Source organism: Thalassospiraceae bacterium LMO-SO8 (assembly GCA_031655335.1).
In the GTDB taxonomy this organism is placed as follows: Bacteria; Pseudomonadota; Alphaproteobacteria; order Rhodospirillales; family Casp-alpha2; genus UBA1479.
This window is the reverse complement of sequence record CP134226.1, coordinates 3,760,146-3,780,537: the sequence shown is the minus strand read 5'-3', so window position 1 is coordinate 3,780,537 and position 20,392 is coordinate 3,760,146. Positions and strand designations below refer to the sequence as shown.

Sequence of the window (20,392 nt, the reverse complement as noted above, 5' to 3'; positions counted from 1 at the left end):
GGGGGCATAACCCGGCCAGGGGAGCGGTGCTCCGGATGGCCATTTGAAAGACTGAGGATAGAGAAATGGCGAAGAAGATCGCGGGGCTGATCAAGCTCCAAATTCCGGCGGGGCAAGCCAACCCGTCGCCGCCCGTCGGGCCGGCGCTGGGCCAGGCCGGTCTCAACATCATGGAATTCTGCAAGGCGTTCAATGCGCAGACGCAGAACCTGGAACCGGGCATGCCGATTCCGGTGGTCATCACGGCCTACGGCGACCGCACGTTTTCGTTCGTCACGAAGACGCCGCCGGCCAGCTTCCTTTTGATGAAGGCGGCCAAGCTGCAAAAGGGCGTCAACAAGCCGGGCCACGAAAGCAAGGGCAAGGTGACCATGGCGCAGCTGCGCGAAATCGCCGCCGTGAAGATGGCCGACCTTAACACCACGGACGTGGAAGCCGCCTGCCGCATGCTGGCCGGCTCGGCCCGCTCCATGGGCATGGAAGTGGTGGAGTAGGAACGATGGCACGTAAATTCGGAAAGCGCCTGCGCGCTGTTGCTGAAGGCATCAACCGGGACGAAGCGCTCGACCTGGAAGCGGCCGTGAAGATGGTCAAGGCAAACGCCACGGCCAAATTCGACGAAACCATCGAGCTGGCCATCAACCTGGGCGTCGATCCGCGCCACGCCGACCAGATGGTCCGCGGCATGGTGGCATTGCCGCACGGCACGGGCAAGAGCGTGCGCGTCGCCGTGTTCGCCAAGGACGCCAAGGCCGAGGAAGCCCGCAAGGCGGGTGCCGACGTGGTCGGCGCCGAGGACCTGATGGAAGCCGTTCAGAACGGCCAGATGGATTTCGAACGCGTCATCGCGACCCCGGACATGATGGCCATCGTCGGCCGTCTGGGTAAGGTTTTGGGGCCGCGCGGCCTGATGCCGAACCCCAAGCTGGGCACGGTGACCCCGGACGTCGCCGGCGCCGTCAAGGCGGCGAAGGCCGGTCAGATTGAATTCCGTGTCGAAAAGGCGGGCATCATCCATGCCGGCGTCGGCAAGGCGAGCTTCTCGGAAGATCAGATCCGCGAGAACATCGCCGCCTTCGTCAACGCCATCAACCGGGCCAAGCCGTCGGGAGCCAAGGGCACGTACATGCAGCGTGTCAGCCTGTCCTCGACCATGGGCCCGGGCGTGAAGATCAACGTGGCCAGCTTCGCCCTCTAGGGCGGCGGCCGCGGTTTAAGAATTTCCGCCAGCCGGAAGCAATTCCGGGGACGCGGAAAGGGAAGGGACCCAGAGCCTTGCAGGTTCGCCGGTTCCGACCCACCTGTCCCAGACAGTAGGCGCCCCCTCGATTTGGAGGGGGCTTAATGGGGAAACCCGCCTGCCGAGACAGTGGTGAAACCGTTTTCCTGCCGGGTGCTCCAAATGGGGTCCGGCAGTTGAGCGGCTTGAACGACTGCACTGGACAGGCGAGCTGGTCTTTGTTTTGGACCGCCCGCCGGGCGGCCGCGAGGCAAAGGCCTTAGGTGCAACGGTTCGGCCTGTGACCTTCAGGGGTGGCAGTCCGGATCAACTACTGGAGACGATCCGTGGACCGATCAGAAAAAGAACAATTGGTTGCGTCCCTCAAGGATGCGTTCAACGAGACGAATCTCGTCGTTGTCACCCATTATTCGGGCATGACAGTCGCCGAGATGGGCGATCTCCGCGACCGCATGCGCGAGGCCGGGGCCAAGTTCAAAGTGACGAAAAACCGGCTCACGCGTCTCGCCCTAGAAGGAACGCAGTTCCAGGGCATCAGCGACCTCTTCACCGGCCCGACCGCGATGGCTTATTCGCACGATCCGGTGGCGGCTGCCAAAGCGGCGGTCGAGTTCTCGAAAAAGAACGAGAAGCTGGTGCTTGTCGGTGGTGCGCTTGGCGAAAAGGCTCTTGCTGTCGAAGACATCAAGGCCCTGGCCACGCTGCCGTCGCTGGATGAACTGCGCGCCAAGCTCGTCGGTATGCTGAATACCCCGGCGACCCGCATCGCCGGTGTGCTTCAGGCCCCGGCGGGTCAGGTTGCCCGGGTCATTGCGGCCTATGGGCAAAAGCAGGGCGAGGCGGCCTAACCGAGCCTCCTGATCTATACCGATTACAACCGTTCAAGCCGTAGGAGATTTTACAATGGCAAACCTCGAACAACTCGTTGAAGACCTGTCCGGCCTGACCGTCCTTGAGGCGGCCGAACTTTCCAAGCTGCTGGAAGAAAAATGGGGCGTTTCCGCCGCTGCTCCGGTGGCCGTCGCTGCCGCCGCGCCGGGTGCCGGCGCTGCTGCTGAAGCGGTCGAAGAAAAGGATGAATTCGACGTCATCCTGGCCGCTGCCGGCGACAAGAAGATCAACGTGATCAAGGAAGTCCGCACCATCACCGGCCTGGGCCTGAAGGAAGCCAAGGACCTGGTCGAAGGCGCGCCGAAGTCCGTTAAGGACGGCGTGAAGAAGGACGAAGCCGAAGCGATCAAGAAGAAACTGGAAGAAGCCGGCGCCACCGTCGAGCTGAAGTAGTTTCTTTTACTGAACACCGGACGCCGCTCTGACGCCCGGTGACGAGTTCGGACCGCGGCGGGGCCTTAAACAGCCCCCCGCGGTCCACCCGACTAAGCCTTATCCGCCCGTATCAGGTCTTGCCGGGACCGGGAAAGTGGATGAGGGGCCCCGCCGGGCCATCGGTCATGTGGCTGTCTCCCCGACACCTGACCGCGCCCGGATCAAGAGCAGGGCCAAGGCAATCGGTCACGGCGGCCGACTGTCGAGGGGCGACCCCGTCGGAGATCCGGCCGGGGACACATATTTGAACGTCGTGAGGTTATTCAATGGCCAATACGTTTACCGGTCGCAAGCGCATTCGGAAGGATTTCGGCCGCCTGCAGTGCGTCGCCGAGATGCCGAATTTGATCGAAGTCCAGAAGACGTCCTACGAGCAGTTTCTGCAGCGTGAAACCAAACCCGAAGATCGGACCAACACCGGCCTTCAGGAGGTCTTCCGCTCCGTCTTCCCGATTCAGGATTTCTCAGAGCGCGGCACCCTGGAATTCGTCCGCTACGAATTCGAAGAACCGAAATACGACGTCGAGGAATGCCAGCAGCGCGGGATGAACTTCGCGGCGCCGCTGAAGGTGACCCTCCGTCTCGTGGTGTGGGACGTCGACGAGGAAACCGGCGCGCGGTCCATCCGCGACGTCAAGGAACAGGACGTCTACATGGGCGACATGCCGCTCATGACCGCCAACGGCACGTTCGTCATCAACGGCACCGAACGCGTGATCGTGTCGCAGATGCACCGCTCGCCGGGCGTGTTCTTCGATCACGACAAGGGCAAGACCCATTCGTCGGGCAAATATCTGTTCGCCGCCCGCGTGATCCCTTACCGCGGTTCGTGGCTGGACTTTGAATTCGACGCCAAGGATTTGATCTACGTGCGTATCGACCGTCGCCGCAAACTGCCGGTGACGACGCTTCTGATGGCGCTCGACAACGATTCCACGGAACTGCTGCGCGAGAAGCGGGCCGAGGAAGGCAAGCCCCTCGACTCTCAGGAAATCTTCGGCATGTCGGCGGAAGACATCCTGGCCTACTTCTACGACAAGGTCGTGTTCGAGCAGGTCAAGGACGGCTGGAAGACGCCGCTGGCCGCCGAACGCATGAAGGGTCAGAAGCTGACCAGCGATCTGGTCAATGCCAAGACCGGCAAGGTTGTGCTTGAAATCGGCACCAAGATGACCGCGCGCACCATTGCCAAGCTGGAATCCTCCAATGTCGAGGAAATCCTGGTGCCGGCGGAAGATCTGATCGGCCGCTACATCGCCGAGGACCTCATCAACGAGGAAACCGGCGAGGTCTACATCGAGGCCGGCGAGGAAATCACCGAGGAAGTCCTGGCCTCCTTCGCGGAAGCCAAGATCACCAAGGTTCCGACCCTGTCGATCGACCACATCAACGTCGGCCCCTACATGCGCAACACGCTCGCCGTGGACAAGAACTCGTCCCGCGAGGAAGCGCTGATCGATATCTACCGGGTCATGCGCCCGGGCGAGCCGCCGACGCTGGATACCGCCGAAGCCCTGTTCAAGGGACTGTTCTTCGATTCCGAACGCTACGACCTGTCGGCCGTCGGCCGCGTCAAGATGAACGCGCGTCTGGGTTTCGAGACCGAGGATACGGTCCGTGTCCTGCGTCGTCAGGATATCCTTGAAGTCGTGCGCACGCTGCACGAACTGAAGGACGGCCGCGGTGAAATCGACGACATCGATCACCTCGGCAACCGCCGGGTGCGTTCGGTCGGCGAACTGATGGAAAACCAGTACCGCATCGGCCTGCTGCGCATGGAGCGCGCGATCCGCGAGCGCATGTCGTCCGTCGATATCGACACCGTCATGCCGCACGATCTGATCAACGCCAAGCCGGCCGCCGCCGCGGTGCGCGAGTTCTTCGGCTCGTCGCAGCTGTCGCAGTTCATGGATCAGACCAACCCGCTGTCGGAAGTGACCCACAAGCGGCGCCTCTCGGCCCTCGGGCCGGGCGGTCTGACCCGCGAGCGCGCCGGCTTCGAAGTCCGCGACGTTCACCCGACGCATTACGGCCGCATCTGCCCGATCGAAACGCCGGAAGGCCCGAACATCGGTCTGATCAACTCGCTGGCCACCTATGCCCGGGTCAACAAGTACGGCTTCATCGAAACCCCGTACCGCAAGGTCGAGGCCGGTAAGGTCGCCTCCGACGTCGTGTACATGTCGGCCATGGAAGAAGGGCGCTACGTGATCGCCCAGGCCAACGCCGACCTGGACAAGAACGGCAAGTTCGTCGACGACCTGGTCAGCTGCCGCAAGGGCGGGGATTTCGTGATGGTCCGCCCGGAAGACATCGATTACATCGACGTCTCGCCGAAGCAGCTTGTCTCGGTCGCCTCGGCGCTGATTCCGTTCCTGGAAAACGATGACGCCAACCGCGCGCTCATGGGCTCGAACATGCAGCGTCAGGCCGTGCCGTTGATCAAGGCGGAAGCGCCCCTGGTCGGCACCGGCATGGAAGCGCCGGTCGCCCGTGATTCGGGCGCCACCATCGTGGCGCGGCGCGGCGGCACCGTCGATCAGATCGACGCGACCCGCATCGTCGTCCACGCGGACGAGTCGGAAAGCACCAGCGCCGACACCGGCGTCGACATCTACTACCTGAACAAGTTCCAGCGTTCGAACCAGAACACCTATCTGCACCAGAAGCCTCTGGTGAAGGTCGGCGACCGGGTCGAAAAGGGCGATACCATCGCCGACGGTCCGTCCACGGACCTGGGCGATCTGGCCCTCGGCCGCAACGTGCTCGTCGCGTTCATGCCGTGGAACGGCTACAACTTCGAAGACTCGATCCTGATCAGTGAGCGCATCGTGAAAGACGACGTGTTCACCTCGATCCATATCGAGGAATTCGAAGTCATGGCCCGCGACACCAAGCTGGGCCAGGAAGAAATCACCCGCGACATTCCGAACGTCGGTGAAGAAGCCCTGAAGAACCTGGACGAAGCCGGCATCGTGTACATCGGCGCCGAGGTCGAGCCGGGCGACATCCTGATCGGCAAGGTGACGCCGAAGGGTGAAAGCCCGATGACGCCGGAAGAAAAGCTTCTGCGCGCCATCTTCGGCGAAAAGGCCTCGGACGTGCGCGACACCAGCTTGCGCCTGCCGCCGGGCGTCAACGGCACGATCGTCGAAGTCCGCGTGTTCTCGCGCCGCGGGGTCGACAAGGACGAACGCGCCCTGTCCATCGAACGGTCGGAAATCGAACGTCTGGCCAAGGACCGCGACGACGAACGCCGCATCCTGGAACGGTCCTTCGAAGCGCGCCTGAAGGCGCTTCTGGTCAACCGCAAGGCCGCCGGCGGCCCGAAGGGGCTGAAGGCCGGCACCAAGCTGACCGACAATGTCCTGTCGCAGTACACGGTCGGCCAGTTGGCCCAGATCGTTGTCGAGAACGACAAGATCATGAAGGACGTCGAGGCCCTCAAGACCCAGTTCGAGGAAGACATCGCAAAGCTGCAGGAACGCTTCGACAACAAGGTCGACAAGCTGCAGCGCGGCGACGACCTGAGCCCGGGCGTCATGAAGATGGTCAAGGTCTTCGTTGCCGTGAAGCGCAAGCTTCAGCCGGGCGACAAGATGGCCGGCCGTCACGGCAACAAGGGGGTCATTTCCAAGATCGTTCCGATCGAGGACATGCCGCACCTGGAAGACGGCACGCCCGTCGACATCGTGCTTAACCCGCTTGGCGTGCCGTCGCGTATGAACGTGGGGCAGATTCTGGAAACCCACCTGGGCTGGGCCTGTGCCGGCCTGGGGCGCCAGATCGGCGGCCTGATGGAGGAAATGCACGCGACCAACGGCGACAACAAGAAGCTGAAGGCGCTGCTCAAGGACATCTACGGCAACGACGTCTACAAGTCCGACATCGCCGACCTGACCGACGAAGAGATCGTCGAACTGGGCACCAACCTGACTTTCGGCGTGCCGATCGCGACGCCGGTGTTCGACGGTGCCCGGGAATCCGACATCGTCGAAATGCTGGAGAAGGCAGGGCTCGATTCATCCGGTCAGATGGTTCTCATCGACGGTCGGACGGGCGAAACCTTCGAACGCAAGGTCACGGTGGGCTACATCTACATGCTGAAGCTCCACCACCTGGTCGACGACAAGATCCACGCGCGTTCCATCGGCCCGTACTCGCTGGTCACCCAGCAGCCGTTGGGCGGCAAGGCGCAGTTCGGCGGCCAGCGTTTCGGCGAAATGGAAGTCTGGGCCCTCGAAGCCTACGGCGCCGCCTATACGTTGCAGGAAATGCTGACAGTGAAGTCGGACGACGTGTCCGGCCGCACCAAGGTCTACGAAGCCATCGTCCGAGGCGACGATACCTTCGAAGCCGGGGTGCCGGAATCCTTCAACGTGTTGGTGAAGGAACTGCAGTCGCTCGGCCTGAACGTGGAAATGAACTAAGCGCACTGACGCGCACTCATTAGAGAACAAGCGTCATTTAGCGCTTTGAAGGAGAAGTAGACATGAACGAACTGATGCGCATTTTCGGGACGCCCGCGGCGACCCAGCAGTTCGACGAACTTAAGATCTCCATCGCTTCGCCGGAACGTATCCGGTCCTGGTCGTTCGGCGAAATCAAGAAGCCGGAAACGATCAACTACCGCACGTTCAAGCCGGAGCGGGATGGCCTGTTCTGCGCCCGCATCTTCGGTCCGATCAAGGATTACGAATGCCTGTGCGGCAAGTACAAGCGGATGAAGTACAAGGGCATCATCTGCGAAAAGTGCGGCGTGGAAGTCACCTTGCAGAAGGTCCGGCGCGAGCGCATGGGCCATATCGAACTGGCCTCGCCGGTCGCCCACATCTGGTTCCTGAAGTCGCTGCCGTCGCGTATCGGCCTGCTGGTCGACATGACCCTGAAGGATTTGGAACGGGTTCTGTATTTCGAGAACTATGTGGTGGTCGAACCCGGCCTGACGCCGCTCAAGCTGCATGAGATGCTGACGGAAGAGCAGTATCAGAACGCGGTCGACGAGTACGGCGAGGATTCCTTCACCGCCGGCATCGGCGCCGAGGCTATCCGCGACATGCTGTCGTCGATCGATCTCGAGGAAGAACTGACCAACCTGACCATGGACCTGGAGGAAACCGGGTCCGAGGCCAAGCGCAAGAAACTGGTCAAGCGCCTGAAGCTGATCGAGGCCTTCATCGCCTCCGAAGCGCGCCCGGAATGGATGATCCTGGAAGTCGTTCCGGTCATCCCGCCCGAACTGCGCCCGCTGGTTCCGCTGGACGGCGGCCGCTTCGCGACGTCGGATCTCAACGACCTGTACCGCCGCGTCATCAACCGCAACAACCGTTTGAAGCGGCTGATCGAACTGCGCGCACCCGAGATCATCATCCGCAACGAAAAGCGCATGTTGCAGGAATCCGTTGACGCCCTGTTCGACAACGGCCGCCGCGGCCGCGCCATCACGGGGGCCAACAAGCGCCCGTTGAAGTCGCTGTCGGACATGCTGAAGGGCAAGCAGGGCCGGTTCCGCCAGAACCTGCTGGGCAAGCGCGTCGACTATTCCGGCCGTTCGGTCATCGTCGTCGGCCCGGAACTGTTGCTCCATCAATGCGGCCTGCCGAAGAAGATGGCGCTCGAACTGTTCAAGCCGTTCATCTATTCCAAGCTCGAACTCTACGGCATGGCGACCACCATCAAGGCGGCCAAGCGCATGCTGGAAAAGGAACGCCCCGAAGTCTGGGACATCCTTGAAGAGGTCATTCGCGAACACCCGGTCATGCTGAACCGGGCGCCGACCCTGCACCGTCTGGGCATCCAGGCGTTCGAGCCGGTTCTGATCGAAGGCAAGGCCATTCAGCTTCACCCGCTGGTCTGCGCCGCCTTCAACGCCGACTTCGACGGTGACCAGATGGCCGTGCACGTGCCGCTGTCGCTCGACGCGCAGTTGGAAGCTCGGGTGCTGATGATGTCGACCAACAACATCCTCAGCCCGGCCAACGGCAAGCCGATCATCGTGCCGTCGCAGGACATCGTTCTCGGTCTCTACTACATGACCATGATGCGCGAAGGCGAGAAAGGCGAGGGCATGCTGTTCGGCGATGCCGGCGAAATCCAGCAGGCGCTGGACGCCGGCGTGATCAGCCTGCACGCCAAGATCACGGCGCGCTACCGCACCGTCGACGAAAACGGCGATCCCGTGGTTCAGCGCGTGGAAACCACGACCGGCCGTCTGATGCTGTCGGAAATCCTGCCGCGCAATCCCAAGATCAAGTTCGATCTGATCAACAAGGTGCTGACCAAGAAGGACATCACCACCCTGATCGACGAGGTCTACCGATTCTGCGGTCAGAAGGAGACGGTGATCTTCTGCGACCGCATGATGACGCTGGGCTTCGGTTATGCCTGCCGCGCCGGCATCTCGTTCGGCAAGGACGATCTGGTGATTCCGAAGGAAAAGGAAAAGCTGGTCGCCGAGACCGAAGCACGGGCCAAGGAGTTCGAAAAGCAGTACATGGACGGCCTGATCACCCAGGGCGAAAAGTACAACAAGGTGGTCGACGCCTGGGCCCAGTGCACGGACCGGGTCGCCGACGCCATGATGAAGGACATCTCGACGGAGCGCCCGGGCGAGCCCGTGAACTCGGTCTACATGATGGCCCATTCCGGCGCCCGTGGTTCGGCAGCTCAGATGAAGCAGCTTGCCGGCATGCGCGGCCTGATGGCCAAGCCGTCCGGTGAAATCATCGAAACGCCGATCATTTCCAACTTCAAGGAAGGCCTGACCGTGCTGGAATACTTCAATTCCACCCACGGTGCCCGTAAGGGTCTGGCCGACACCGCCTTGAAGACGGCGAACTCGGGTTACCTGACCCGCCGTCTGGTCGACGTCGCGCAGGACTGCATCATCGTCGATCATGACTGCGGCACCGACGGCGGCCTGACCATCAGCGCCATCGTCGAGGGCGGCGAAGTGATTTCGCCGCTGTCGGAACGGATCCTCGGCCGCACCGCGGCCGACGACATCCTGCACCCGACGACGGGCGATGTGATCGTGGCCAAGAACGAAATGGTCGTCGAAGAGCATTGCGCGGCGATCGAGGAAGCGGACGTGGAAACCGTGCGCATCCGTTCGGTCCTGACCTGCGAGCAGAAGGACGGTGTCTGCGGCAAGTGCTACGGCCGCGACCTGGCCCGCGGCACGACCGTGAACATCGGCGAAGCCGTCGGCGTCATCGCGGCTCAGTCCATCGGCGAGCCGGGCACCCAGCTGACCATGCGGACCTTCCACATCGGCGGCGCCGCCCAGCGCGGCACCGAGCAGTCGGCCATCGAAGCCTCGGCGGACGCCAAGGTCGAGCTGCGCAACTGCACCACGGTCAAGAACTCGGCCGGGGTCGAGGTCATCATGGCGCGTAACGCCGAGCTCTTGTTGATCGACAACAAGAAGCGCGAGCGGGCACGTCACCGTATTCCGTACGGCGCCCGTCTGCTGGTCAAGGACAAGGCCAAGGTCGAACGCGGCGACAAGATGGCGGAATGGGATCCGTTCACCCTGCCGATCCTCACGGAGAAGGAAGGGACAGCCAACTACGTCGATCTGGTCGAAGGTCTGTCCATCACCGAACGCATGGACGAAGCCACCGGCATCGCGTCGAAGGTCGTCATCGACTGGAAGCAGCAGCCGCGTGGTAACGACCTGAAGCCGCGCATCACCCTGCGCGACGACAAGGGCGAGGTCATCGCCCTGGATAACGGCCTCGAAGCCCGTTACTTCCTGTCGGTCGATGCCATCCTGTCCGTGGAAAACGGCCAGCGCGTCTATGCCGGCGACGTGATCGCCCGCATCCCGCGTGAATCGGCCAAGACCCGCGACATCACGGGTGGTCTGCCGCGCGTCGCGGAACTGTTCGAAGCCCGCAAGCCCAAGGATCACGCGATCATCGCCGAAAACGAAGGCCGCGTGGAATTCGGCAAGGATTACAAGAACAAGCGCCGAATCCTGGTCGTGCCGACCGAGGACGGGGAAGAGCCCGTGGAATACCTGATCCCCAAGGGCAAGCACATCTCGGTTCAGGAAGGCGACTATGTGCGGGTCGGTGACGCGCTCATGGACGGCAACCCGGTGCCGCACGACATCCTGCGTGTGCTGGGCGTTCCGGCCCTGGCGGAGTACCTGATCAACGAGATCCAGGACGTCTACCGCCTGCAGGGCGTGAAGATCGATGACAAGCACATCGAGGTCATCGTTCGCCAGATGCTGCAGAAGGTCGAAATCACCGAAGCCGGCGATACCACGCTGCTGGTCGGCGAGCAGATCGACCGGGTCGAAATGGACGAAGCCAACGTCCAGGCGGCGGCGCGCGGCGGTAAGCTGGCCCATGGGGAGCCTGTCCTTCAGGGCATCACCAAGGCCAGCCTGCAGACGCGGTCCTTCATCTCGGCGGCATCGTTCCAGGAAACCACCCGCGTGCTGACCGAGGCCGCGGTTTCCGGCAAGGTCGATCACCTGATCGGCCTGAAGGAAAACGTCATCGTTGGCCGCCCGATTCCCGCCGGTACGGGGGCGATCATGAAGAAATTCCGCGCCATTGCCACGGCACGGGACGACGATGCGGCCGCGATCGATGCGGAAAACAAGGAATCGGCCGCTCTGGCGGCCGGCGAAGCCGCGCAAACGGTCGACGCGGACTGATGACGGGATTCGATGCCTCCCCAAATCCCCGGAAATGGGGGAGGGGAGGCATCGCCGTTCTCTTTATTACAGGCGGATTATCCTTGGATTTCCGCCGTTTTTTGCCGGACAATTTAATGCCGGTTTCCGCTTGACGGCGGGGGGGCGCGTCCATATAGTGCGCTCCACTTCGCAGGGGCCGGTGGTGGTGCCTCAAAAGGCCTGGAATTCCGGGCTTTTTAAGGCACTAAACGCGACCCTCGATGCGGCAAGTGTAGGGATGTTTTTTCCGAACGGCTCCTCAGGGCCGCCTCCGTTGAGGCCTTGAGGTTGTCGTTTTTGCCCTTTAAAGGGCAGCGCGCGGCGCCAGGGTGATCCCCACCCGAATAAGTCAGGGGATCTGCTTCTGAGCGTCGTTTCCGTTGAAGAGACGTCTTTCGCGCCGGTGGCGCGCTGGGAATTACGGCGCACCGCAAGGGCGCTTAGGACATAACGAAGGTTTGGCCGGACCATGAGGTCCGGCGCGGCAAGGAATTGAGAAACGTATGCCGACGATTAACCAATTGATCCGCAAGCCGCGGAAGGCGCCCTCGACCTCCAACAAGGTTCCGGCGTTGAAGGCCTGCCCGCAAAAGCGCGGTGTCTGCACCCGTGTCTACACGACGACCCCGAAGAAGCCGAACTCGGCCCTTCGTAAGGTTGCCCGTGTGCGCCTGACCAACGGGTTCGAAGTCACCAGCTACATCCCGGGCGAGGGCCACAATCTGCAGGAACACTCGGTTGTTCTCATCCGCGGTGGCCGCGTCAAGGATTTGCCCGGTGTGCGCTACCACATCCTGCGTGGCGTTCTCGACACCCAGGGCGTTTCCGACCGCCGCCAGCGCCGTTCCAAATACGGCGCCAAGCGCCCGAAGTAAGGAGTTCGACTCATGTCCCGTCGCCATCGCGCAGAGAAACGTGAGATTCTTCCGGACCCCAAGTTCGGAGATCTGGTTCTGTCCAAGTTCACCAACAGCCTGATGTACCACGGCAAGAAATCGGCCGCGGAGCAGATCGTCTACGGTGCCATGGATCTGATTGAAAAGAAGACGAGCAACGATCCGCTCAAGGTCTTCCATGAAGCGCTGGACAACGTGAAGCCGTCCATCGAAGTGCGCTCCCGCCGCGTTGGTGGTGCGACCTATCAGGTGCCGGTCGAAGTCCGCTCCGACCGCCGTCAGGCGCTCGCCATCCGCTGGTTGATCGACCATGCGCGCAAGCGTTCCGAAAACACCATGACCGAACGGTTGTCGGGCGAGCTTCTGGATGCCGCCAACAACCGTGGCGCCGCGGTGAAAAAGCGGGAGGACACGCACCGGATGGCTGAGGCCAACAAGGCCTTCTCCCACTATCGGTGGTAACCCCAGGGTTTATGGATTAAATACATGGCACGCCAAACTCCCCTCGATCGTTATCGTAATATCGGCATCATGGCTCACATCGATGCCGGCAAAACGACCACGACCGAACGCATCCTTTACTACACCGGCAAGTCCTACAAGATCGGCGAAGTCCACGACGGCAACGCCACCATGGACTGGATGGAGCAGGAGCAGGAACGCGGCATCACCATCACGTCCGCCGCGACCACGACTTTCTGGCGTGATCATCGCATCAACATCATCGACACCCCGGGCCACGTCGACTTCACCATCGAAGTCGAACGCTCGCTGCGTGTGCTCGATGGTGCCGTCGCCGTGTTCGACTCGGTCGCCGGCGTCGAGCCGCAGTCCGAAACCGTTTGGCGCCAGGCCGACAAGTACGGCGTGCCGCGCATGTGTTTCATCAACAAGATGGACCGCACCGGCGCCGACTTTTATCGCTGCGTCGACATGATCATCGACCGTTTGGGCGCCACGCCGATGGTGCTGCAGCTGCCGATCGGCTCCGAGGACAAGTTCCTGGGTGTCGTCGATCTGGTGAAGAACCAGGCCATCATCTGGAAGGATGAAAGCCTGGGTGCCGAGTTTGAATACAAGGACATTCCCGCCGATCTCGCCGACAAGGCCGCGGAATACCGCGAAAAGCTCATCGAGCTGGCCGTCGATCAGGACGACGCGGCGATGGAAGCCTATCTGGAGGGCAACGAGCCCGACACGGCGACCCTGATGAAGTGCATCCGCAAGGGTACGCTGGCCGGTGCTTTCGTTCCGGTTCTCACGGGGTCCGCCTTTAAAAACAAGGGTGTGCAGCCGCTTCTTGATGCGGTGGTCGATTTCATGCCGGCGCCGACCGACGTCGCCGCCATCAAGGGTGTGGACGCCGACGATCCGGAAAAGGAAATCGAGCGCAACAACTCCGACAGCGAGCCCTTCGCGGCCCTGGCGTTCAAGATCATGAACGATCCGTTCGTCGGTAACCTGGGCTTCGTGCGCATCTATTCGGGCAAGCTCGAGGCCGGCTCTTCGGTCATGAACACGGTTAAGGGCAAACGCGAACGCGTCGGCCGCATGCTGCTCATGCATTCCAACAACCGTGAAGAAATCAAGGAAGCCTTCGCCGGCGACATCGTCGCCCTGGTCGGTCTCAAAGACACCACGACTGGCGATACGCTGTCCGATCCGTCGAACCAGGTGATTCTGGAGCGCATGGAATTCCCCGAGCCGGTCATCGAAGTGGCCGTCGAGCCGAAGACCAAGGCCGACCAGGAAAAGATGGGCGTCGCCCTCAACCGTCTGGCTGCCGAGGATCCGTCCTTCCGTGTGACCACCGACCAGGAAAGCGGTCAGACGGTCATCAAGGGCATGGGCGAACTTCACCTGGAAATTCTGGTCGACCGCATGCGCCGCGAATTCAAGGTCGATGCCAACGTCGGTCAGCCGCAGGTCGCGTACCGCGAAACCATCAGCCGCGCCGCCGATGTGGACTATACCCACAAGAAGCAGACCGGCGGTTCGGGTCAGTTCGCGCGGGTCAAGATCAAGTTCGAGCCGATCCCCGAGGGTTTCGAGTTCGAAAACACCGTCGTCGGCGGCAACGTGCCCCGGGAATACATTCCGGGCGTCGAAAAGGGCCTCAAGTCCTCCATGGACTCGGGCGTTCTGACCGGCTTCCCCGTGACCGGCATCAAGGCCACGCTGTATGACGGTAACTCCCACGACGTTGACTCCAGCGTCATGGCCTTCGAAATCGCCGCCCGCGCGGCGTTCCGCGAAGGTTGCCGCCAGGCCGGCCCGCAGTTGCTGGAGCCGATGATGAACGTCGAGGTCGTCACCCCGGAAGAGTATATGGGGGACATCATCGGCGACCTGAACTCGCGCCGCGGGCAGGTCAACGCCATGGATCAGCGCGGCAACGCGCGCGTCATCGACGCCCATGTGCCGCTGGCCAACATGTTCGGTTATGTGAACACGCTGCGTTCACTGAGCCAGGGCCGCGCCCAGTTCACCATGCAGTTTGACCACTACGAAGTGGTTCCGTCCCAAGTTTCAGAGGAAATCCAGACCCGTCTGGCCGGTTAAGGTCAAGGCGCCGAAGGGAGTATCAAGAGATGGCGAAAGAGAAGTTTGAACGTAATAAGCCGCATTGCAACATCGGCACGATCGGCCACGTTGACCACGGCAAGACGTCGTTGACGGCGGCGATCACGAAGGTTCTGGCGGAGACGGGCGGCGCGACGTATTCGGCGTACGACCAGATCGACAAGGCGCCGGAAGAGAAGGCGCGTGGGATCACGATCTCGACGGCGCACGTTGAATACGAGACGGAGAACCGCCACTACGCGCACGTCGACTGCCCCGGTCACGCGGATTATGTGAAGAACATGATCACGGGTGCGGCGCAGATGGACGGTGCCATTCTGGTTGTGTCGGCGGCTGACGGCCCGATGCCGCAGACGCGGGAGCACATCCTGCTGGCGCGTCAGGTCGGTGTTCCGGCGCTGGTGGTGTTCATGAACAAGGTCGACCAGGTTGACGACGAAGAGCTTCTTGAGCTTGTCGAGATGGAAATCCGGGAGCTTCTGTCGTCTTACGATTTCCCGGGCGACGACATTCCGATCGTCAAGGGTTCGGCTCTGGCGGCGCTGGAAGACAGCGACGTGAAGACCGGCCATGACGCGATCCTGGAGCTGATGCGTGCGGTTGACGAGTACATTCCGCAGCCGGATCGTCCGAAGGATCAGCCGTTCCTGATGCCGATCGAAGACGTGTTCTCGATCTCGGGCCGCGGCACGGTTGTGACGGGCCGCATTGAGCGCGGCGTTGTGAAGGTCGGCGAGGAAATCGAGATCGTCGGCATCAAGGACACGACGAAGACGACCTGCACGGGCGTTGAAATGTTCCGCAAGCTTCTGGATCAGGGCGAAGCGGGCGACAACGTTGGCGTGCTGCTGCGCGGCACGAAGCGTGAGGAAGTCGAGCGCGGCCAGGTTCTGGCCAAGCCGGGTTCGATCACGCCGCACACGAAGTTCGACTGCGAAGCCTACATCCTGACGAAGGACGAAGGCGGGCGTCACACGCCGTTCTTCTCGAACTATCGTCCGCAGTTCTACTTCCGCACGACGGACGTGACGGGCACGGTCGAGCTGCCGTCCGGCACGGAAATGGTCATGCCGGGTGACAACATCTCGATGGTCGTCAATCTGATCGCGCCGATCGCCATGGACGAAGGCCTGCGCTTCGCCATCCGCGAAGGCGGCCGCACCGTCGGTGCCGGCGTCGTTTCCAAGATCATCGAATAGGGTAACCGTTCAGCCGGCCCCCCTCGAAAGGGGCCGGCGAACTTTTGGGGCAAGAGCCATGGACCAACAAAACATAAGAATTCGGCTGAAGGCGTTTGACCATCGTGTGCTGGACCAGTCCGCGCGCGAGATCGTCAACACGGCCCAGCGGACCGGCGCCTCGGTGCGCGGCCCCATTCCTTTGCCGACCCGGATCGAAAAGTACACGGTGCTGCGGTCGCCGCACGTGGACAAGAAGTCCCGGGAACAGTTTGAAATCCGCACCCATAAGCGGGTGCTCGATATCGTCGATCCGACGCCGCAGACCGTGGACGCGCTGATGAAGCTCGACCTCGCGGCCGGCGTCGACGTCGAGATCAAGCTCTAAAGGGTACGATGATGCGGACCGGATTGATCGCACAGAAATTGGGCATGACCCGCGTGTTCCAGGAAGACGGCCGGCACCTGCCGGTGACCGTCCTCAAGGTGGACAGCGTGCATGTCGTGGCCCAGCGCACCATGGAAAAGGACGGCTATTCGGCGGTTCAGCTTTCCTGGGGTAAGGGTAAACCGAAAAACATGCCGAAGGCGCTGCGCGGACATTACGCGAAGGCCAAGGTGGAGCCGGGCAAGCGGCTGCGCGAGTTCCGGGTGTCGGAAGACAACCTGATCGACGTCGGCGCGGAACTGTCGGCCGCCCATTTCATCAACGGCCAGATGGTCGACGTGGTCGGCACCTCGGTCGGTAAGGGATTTGCCGGGGCCATGAAGCGTCACGGCTTCGGCGGTCTGCGCGCCTCCCACGGTGTCTCCATCTCGCACCGTTCGCACGGTTCCACGGGTCACTGTCAGGATCCCGGCCGCGTGTTCAAGGGCAAGAAGATGGCCGGTCAGCTGGGCAACAAGCGTTGCACCGTTCAGAACCTGCCGATCGTCGCGACCGATGCGGCGCGGGGCCTGATCCTGGTGCGCGGCGCGGTGCCGGGCGCCAAGGGCGGTTTCGTTCTGATCAGCGACGCGGTGAAGAAAGGCCTGCCCGAAGGGGCGCCGTTCCCGGGCGCGCTGAAGGGTGATCCGGCCGTCAAAGAGGCCGAGAATCAGGACGTGTTCGAGGAAGCGGCGGCGCTGTCCGAAGAGGACATCGCGAAGCAGCAGGCCGAGGTGGAAGCCCAGGCCGACGCGGAGAAGGCGGCTGAACGTGCCGCGGCCGACGTTGCCTCCGAAGAAGCTCCGGCGGGTGACGCCGGCGGCGAGAGCAAGGAATAAGGGCGATGAAGCTGGACATTATCTCGCTCGCCAACAAGAAGGTCGGCGACATCGACCTGGACGAAGCGGTCTTCGGGATCGACGTCCGTGGCGATCTGATGGCGCGTACGGTCAATTGGCAGCTCGCCAAGCGCCGTGCCGGCACGCACAAGACCAAGGGCCGTTCCGAAATCAACGGCACGGGTGCCAAGCCCTTCAAGCAGAAGGGCACGGGCCGCGCCCGCCAGGGGTCCAAGTACGTGACCCAGATGCGCGGCGGCGGCATCGTGTTCGGCCCGGTCGTCCGCGACCACAGCCACGACCTGCCGAAGAAGGTTCGCCGCTTGGCCCTCAAGTCGGCCATCAGCGCGAAGCAGAAGGAAGGCAAGCTGGTCATCATCGACAGCGCCGCCATGAAGGCGCCGAAGACCAGCGAACTGGCCAAGCAGCTGGAAAAGCTGGGTTGGGGCCGCGCCCTGGTCATCGACGGCGAACAGGTCGATACCAACTTCGCCAAGGCAGCCGCCAACCTGATCGGCATCGACGTGCTGCCGTCCGGCGGGGCCAACGTTTACGACATCCTGCGCCGCGATACCCTGGTGATTACCCAGGCCGGCGTGGACAAGCTGACGGAGCGCCTGAAATGAGCCGCTACAGCCCCAACAACGCGACGGTTTCGAAAGAGCGCATGATGGAAATCCTGCGCCGTCCGGTGATCACCGAAAAAGCCACCCTGATGGCCGAACACAATCAGGTCAGCTTCTTCGTGCCCATGGACGCCGACAAGTTCGAAGTTAAGGCCGCCGTCGAAGAACTGTTCAAGGTGAAGGTGACTTCGGTCAACACGCTGATCTCCAAGGGCAAGGCGAAACGTTTCCGCGGTCGTCCCGGCAAGCGTGCCGATGCCAAGAAGGCCGTCGTTACGCTGGCCGAAGGCAACTCCATCGACGTGACCACGGGTATCTAGGGGCCTTTCGGGGTTCCCTACGGGATTTGAGAAGAAAAAGGGCAGAGACCAATGGCTCTGACACAATTTAAACCGACCACGCCCGGCCGCCGGGGCCTTATTCTGGTGGACCGCAGCGATCTTTATAAGGGCAAGCCCGAAAAGACGCTGACCGAAGGCCTGCGCAAGAAGGGCGGCCGCAACAATACGGGTCGCATCACCGCGCGCCGGATCGGCGGCGGGCACAAGCAGCGCTACCGCGTCATCGACTTCAAGCGTCAGAAGTACGACGTCGAGGCGACCATCGAGCGGCTGGAATATGACCCCAACCGCACGGCGTTCATCGCCCTGGTGAAGTACGAAGACGGCGAGATCGCCTACATCCTGGCGCCGCAGCGCGTGCGCCCCGGCGACAAGGTCGTCGCCGGCGAGCATGCGGACATCAAGCCGGGCAACGCCATGCCCATGAAGAACATCCCGGTCGGCACCATCGTCCACAACGTGGAGATGAAGCAGGGCAAGGGCGGCCAGTTGGCCCGCTCGGCCGGCACCTACGCCCAGATCATCGGTAAGGATCAGGGCTACGCCCAGATCCGCCTGTCGTCCGGTGAACTGCGCATGGTCCGCGGCGAGTGCATGGCCACCATCGGCGCCGTGTCGAACCCGGATCAGCAGAACACCAAGATCGGCAAGGCCGGGCGCAAGCGCTGGCTGGGCAAGCGTCCGTCGGTCCGCGGTGTTGCGATGAACCCGATCGACCACCCGCATGGCGGCGGCGAAGGCCGCACCTCGGGCGGCCGCCATCCGGTGACCCCGTGGGGCAAGCCCACGAAGGGTAAGAAGACCCGGAACAACAAGAAAACGGACAAGCTGATCATGCGGTCGCGTCACGTCCGTAAGAAGCGGTAAAGGAGCGATCGATGTCACGTTCCGTTTGGAAAGGTCCTTTCGTCGACGGTTATCTGCTGAAGAAGGCAGAAGAAACCCGGGCGTCCGGACGTAATTCGGTGATCAAGACCTGGTCGCGCCGGTCGACCATTCTGCCCCAGTTCGTGGGTCTGAATTTCGGCGTCTACAACGGCCAGAAGTTCATCCCCGTCCTGGTGACCGAGGAAATGATCGGCCACAAGTTCGGTGAATTCTCGCCGAGCCGGACCTATCACGGCCACGCTGCCGACAAGAAGGCGAAGAGGGGCTAATCATGGGTAAGTCTTCAGCAGAACGTCCCCTCAAGGACAACGAAGCGATGGCCTATTCCCGGCACATCCGGACCAGCCCGCGCAAGCTGAACCTGGTTGCGGAAAGCATCCGCGGTCTGCCGTGCGAGCGGGCGCTGGCGCAGCTCACCTTCTCCAAGCGTCGCATCGCGATCGAGGTGAAGAAGGTGCTGGAAAGCGCGATTGCCAACGCGGAAAACAACCACCAGCTCGACGTTGACCGTCTGGTCGTGTCGGAGGCCACCGTAGGCCGCAGCCTGGTCATGAAACGATGGAAAGCGCGCGCCCGCGGGCGCGTGGGGCGCATCGAGAAACCGTTCTCGAACCTTCGGGTCATCGTGCGCGAACGTGAGGAGACCGCCTAAATGGGTCAGAAAGTCAATCCGGTCGGGCTCCGCCTCGGCATCAACCGCACCTGGGATTCGCGGTGGTTCGCCAACGACGGCGATTACGCGACCCTGCTGCACGAGGACATCAAGATCCGCAAGATGCTGAAGGAGCGCCTGCACCAGGCCGGCGTGTCGAAGATCATCATCGAGCGTCCCGCCAAGAAGGCCCGCGTGACGATTCACACGGCCCGCCCGGGCGTGGTCATCGGCAAGAAGGGCGCGGACATCGAAAAGCTGCGCCGCGAAGTCGCCGCCATGACTTCCTCGGAAGTGCACCTGAACATCGTTGAAATCCGCAAGCCGGAAATCGACGCCCAACTGGTCGCCGAAAACGTCGCCCAGCAGATGGAACGCCGCGTGTCGATCCGTCGGGCCATGAAGCGCGCCGTGCAGTCGGCGCTGCGTCTCGGGGCCGAAGGTATCCGCATCAACTGTGCGGGCCGTCTGGGCGGTGCTGAAATCGCGCGCATGCAGTGGTACCGCGAGGGCCGCGTGCCCCTGCACACGCTGCGCGCCAACATTGACTATGGCGAAGCCACTGCCAACACGACCTACGGCGCCTGCGGCGTGAAGGTCTGGATCTACAAGGGTGAAATTCTTGCCCACGATCCGATGGCGCTGGACAAGCTCGCGCAGGAACAACAGCCGGTCCGCTAAGCGGTATCGGTCGGATAGAA

General features: G+C 62.3%; 17 protein-coding genes and 1 pseudogene. All 18 read left to right on the top strand.

Features of this window, described 5'->3' with window-relative positions:
- Positions 1-65: 65 nt before the first annotated feature.
- The 18 genes and pseudogenes from rplK (at position 66) to rpsC (ending at position 20,372) form a co-directional block, all read left to right on the top strand.
- On the top strand, positions 66-494 hold the full coding sequence (rplK, locus tag RJ527_18315) for a 50S ribosomal protein L11 (protein ID WND75965.1): 429 nt from the start codon (positions 66-68) through the stop codon (positions 492-494).
- Positions 495-499: 5 nt separating this feature from the next.
- Positions 500-1,198, top strand: a complete 699-nt coding sequence (gene rplA, locus RJ527_18310) for a 50S ribosomal protein L1 (protein ID WND75964.1) — start codon at positions 500-502, stop codon at positions 1,196-1,198.
- Positions 1,199-1,566: 368 nt separating this feature from the next.
- Positions 1,567-2,088: a 50S ribosomal protein L10 gene (gene rplJ, locus RJ527_18305; protein ID WND75963.1), complete on the top strand. Its 522-nt coding sequence runs from the start codon at positions 1,567-1,569 to the stop codon at positions 2,086-2,088.
- Positions 2,089-2,143: 55 nt separating this feature from the next.
- Positions 2,144-2,524 carry a 50S ribosomal protein L7/L12 gene (gene rplL, locus RJ527_18300; protein ID WND75962.1) on the top strand — a complete coding sequence of 127 codons (381 nt, stop codon included), beginning with the start codon at positions 2,144-2,146 and terminating at the stop codon, positions 2,522-2,524.
- 308 nt (positions 2,525-2,832) lie between these two features.
- Positions 2,833-6,996, top strand: a complete 4,164-nt coding sequence (gene rpoB / locus RJ527_18295) for a DNA-directed RNA polymerase subunit beta (GenBank protein ID WND75961.1) — start codon at positions 2,833-2,835, stop codon at positions 6,994-6,996.
- A gap of 62 nt (positions 6,997-7,058) precedes the next feature.
- Positions 7,059-11,240 carry a DNA-directed RNA polymerase subunit beta' gene (rpoC, locus tag RJ527_18290; GenBank protein WND75960.1) on the top strand — a complete coding sequence of 1,394 codons (4,182 nt, stop codon included), beginning with the start codon at positions 7,059-7,061 and terminating at the stop codon, positions 11,238-11,240.
- A gap of 524 nt (positions 11,241-11,764) precedes the next feature.
- Complete coding sequence (gene rpsL, locus RJ527_18285; GenBank protein WND75959.1) at positions 11,765-12,136, top strand: 30S ribosomal protein S12; 372 nt, start codon at positions 11,765-11,767, stop codon at positions 12,134-12,136.
- Between the two features lie 12 nt (positions 12,137-12,148).
- On the top strand, positions 12,149-12,619 hold the full coding sequence (rpsG, locus tag RJ527_18280; GenBank protein WND75958.1) for a 30S ribosomal protein S7: 471 nt from the start codon (positions 12,149-12,151) through the stop codon (positions 12,617-12,619).
- Positions 12,620-12,643: 24 nt separating this feature from the next.
- On the top strand, positions 12,644-14,719 hold the full coding sequence (gene fusA / locus RJ527_18275; GenBank protein ID WND75957.1) for an elongation factor G: 2,076 nt from the start codon (positions 12,644-12,646) through the stop codon (positions 14,717-14,719).
- Positions 14,720-14,748: 29 nt separating this feature from the next.
- On the top strand, positions 14,749-15,939 hold the full coding sequence (tuf, locus tag RJ527_18270; GenBank protein ID WND75956.1) for an elongation factor Tu: 1,191 nt from the start codon (positions 14,749-14,751) through the stop codon (positions 15,937-15,939).
- A gap of 58 nt (positions 15,940-15,997) precedes the next feature.
- On the top strand, positions 15,998-16,306 hold the full coding sequence (gene rpsJ, locus RJ527_18265) for a 30S ribosomal protein S10 (protein WND75955.1): 309 nt from the start codon (positions 15,998-16,000) through the stop codon (positions 16,304-16,306).
- Positions 16,307-16,317: 11 nt separating this feature from the next.
- A pseudogene (rplC, locus tag RJ527_18260) lies at positions 16,318-16,986 on the top strand (50S ribosomal protein L3).
- Positions 16,987-17,189: 203 nt separating this feature from the next.
- Positions 17,190-17,810, top strand: coding sequence for a 50S ribosomal protein L4 (gene rplD, locus RJ527_18255; GenBank protein ID WND75954.1), 621 nt, complete (start codon positions 17,190-17,192; stop codon positions 17,808-17,810).
- Positions 17,807-18,130, top strand: a complete 324-nt coding sequence (locus RJ527_18250; protein WND75953.1) for a 50S ribosomal protein L23 — start codon at positions 17,807-17,809, stop codon at positions 18,128-18,130. The genes rplD and RJ527_18250 overlap by 4 nt, the downstream gene beginning before the upstream one ends.
- Positions 18,131-18,181: 51 nt before the next feature.
- Positions 18,182-19,018 carry a 50S ribosomal protein L2 gene (gene rplB, locus RJ527_18245; GenBank protein ID WND75952.1) on the top strand — a complete coding sequence of 279 codons (837 nt, stop codon included), beginning with the start codon at positions 18,182-18,184 and terminating at the stop codon, positions 19,016-19,018.
- 11 nt (positions 19,019-19,029) lie between these two features.
- Positions 19,030-19,308, top strand: a complete 279-nt coding sequence (rpsS, locus tag RJ527_18240) for a 30S ribosomal protein S19 (protein WND75951.1) — start codon at positions 19,030-19,032, stop codon at positions 19,306-19,308.
- 2 nt (positions 19,309-19,310) lie between these two features.
- Positions 19,311-19,691 carry a 50S ribosomal protein L22 gene (gene rplV / locus RJ527_18235; GenBank protein WND75950.1) on the top strand — a complete coding sequence of 127 codons (381 nt, stop codon included), beginning with the start codon at positions 19,311-19,313 and terminating at the stop codon, positions 19,689-19,691.
- Positions 19,692-20,372 (top strand): 30S ribosomal protein S3, encoded by a 681-nt coding sequence (gene rpsC / locus RJ527_18230; protein WND75949.1) that lies wholly within the window; start codon positions 19,692-19,694, stop codon positions 20,370-20,372.
- Positions 20,373-20,392: the final 20 nt, after the last annotated feature.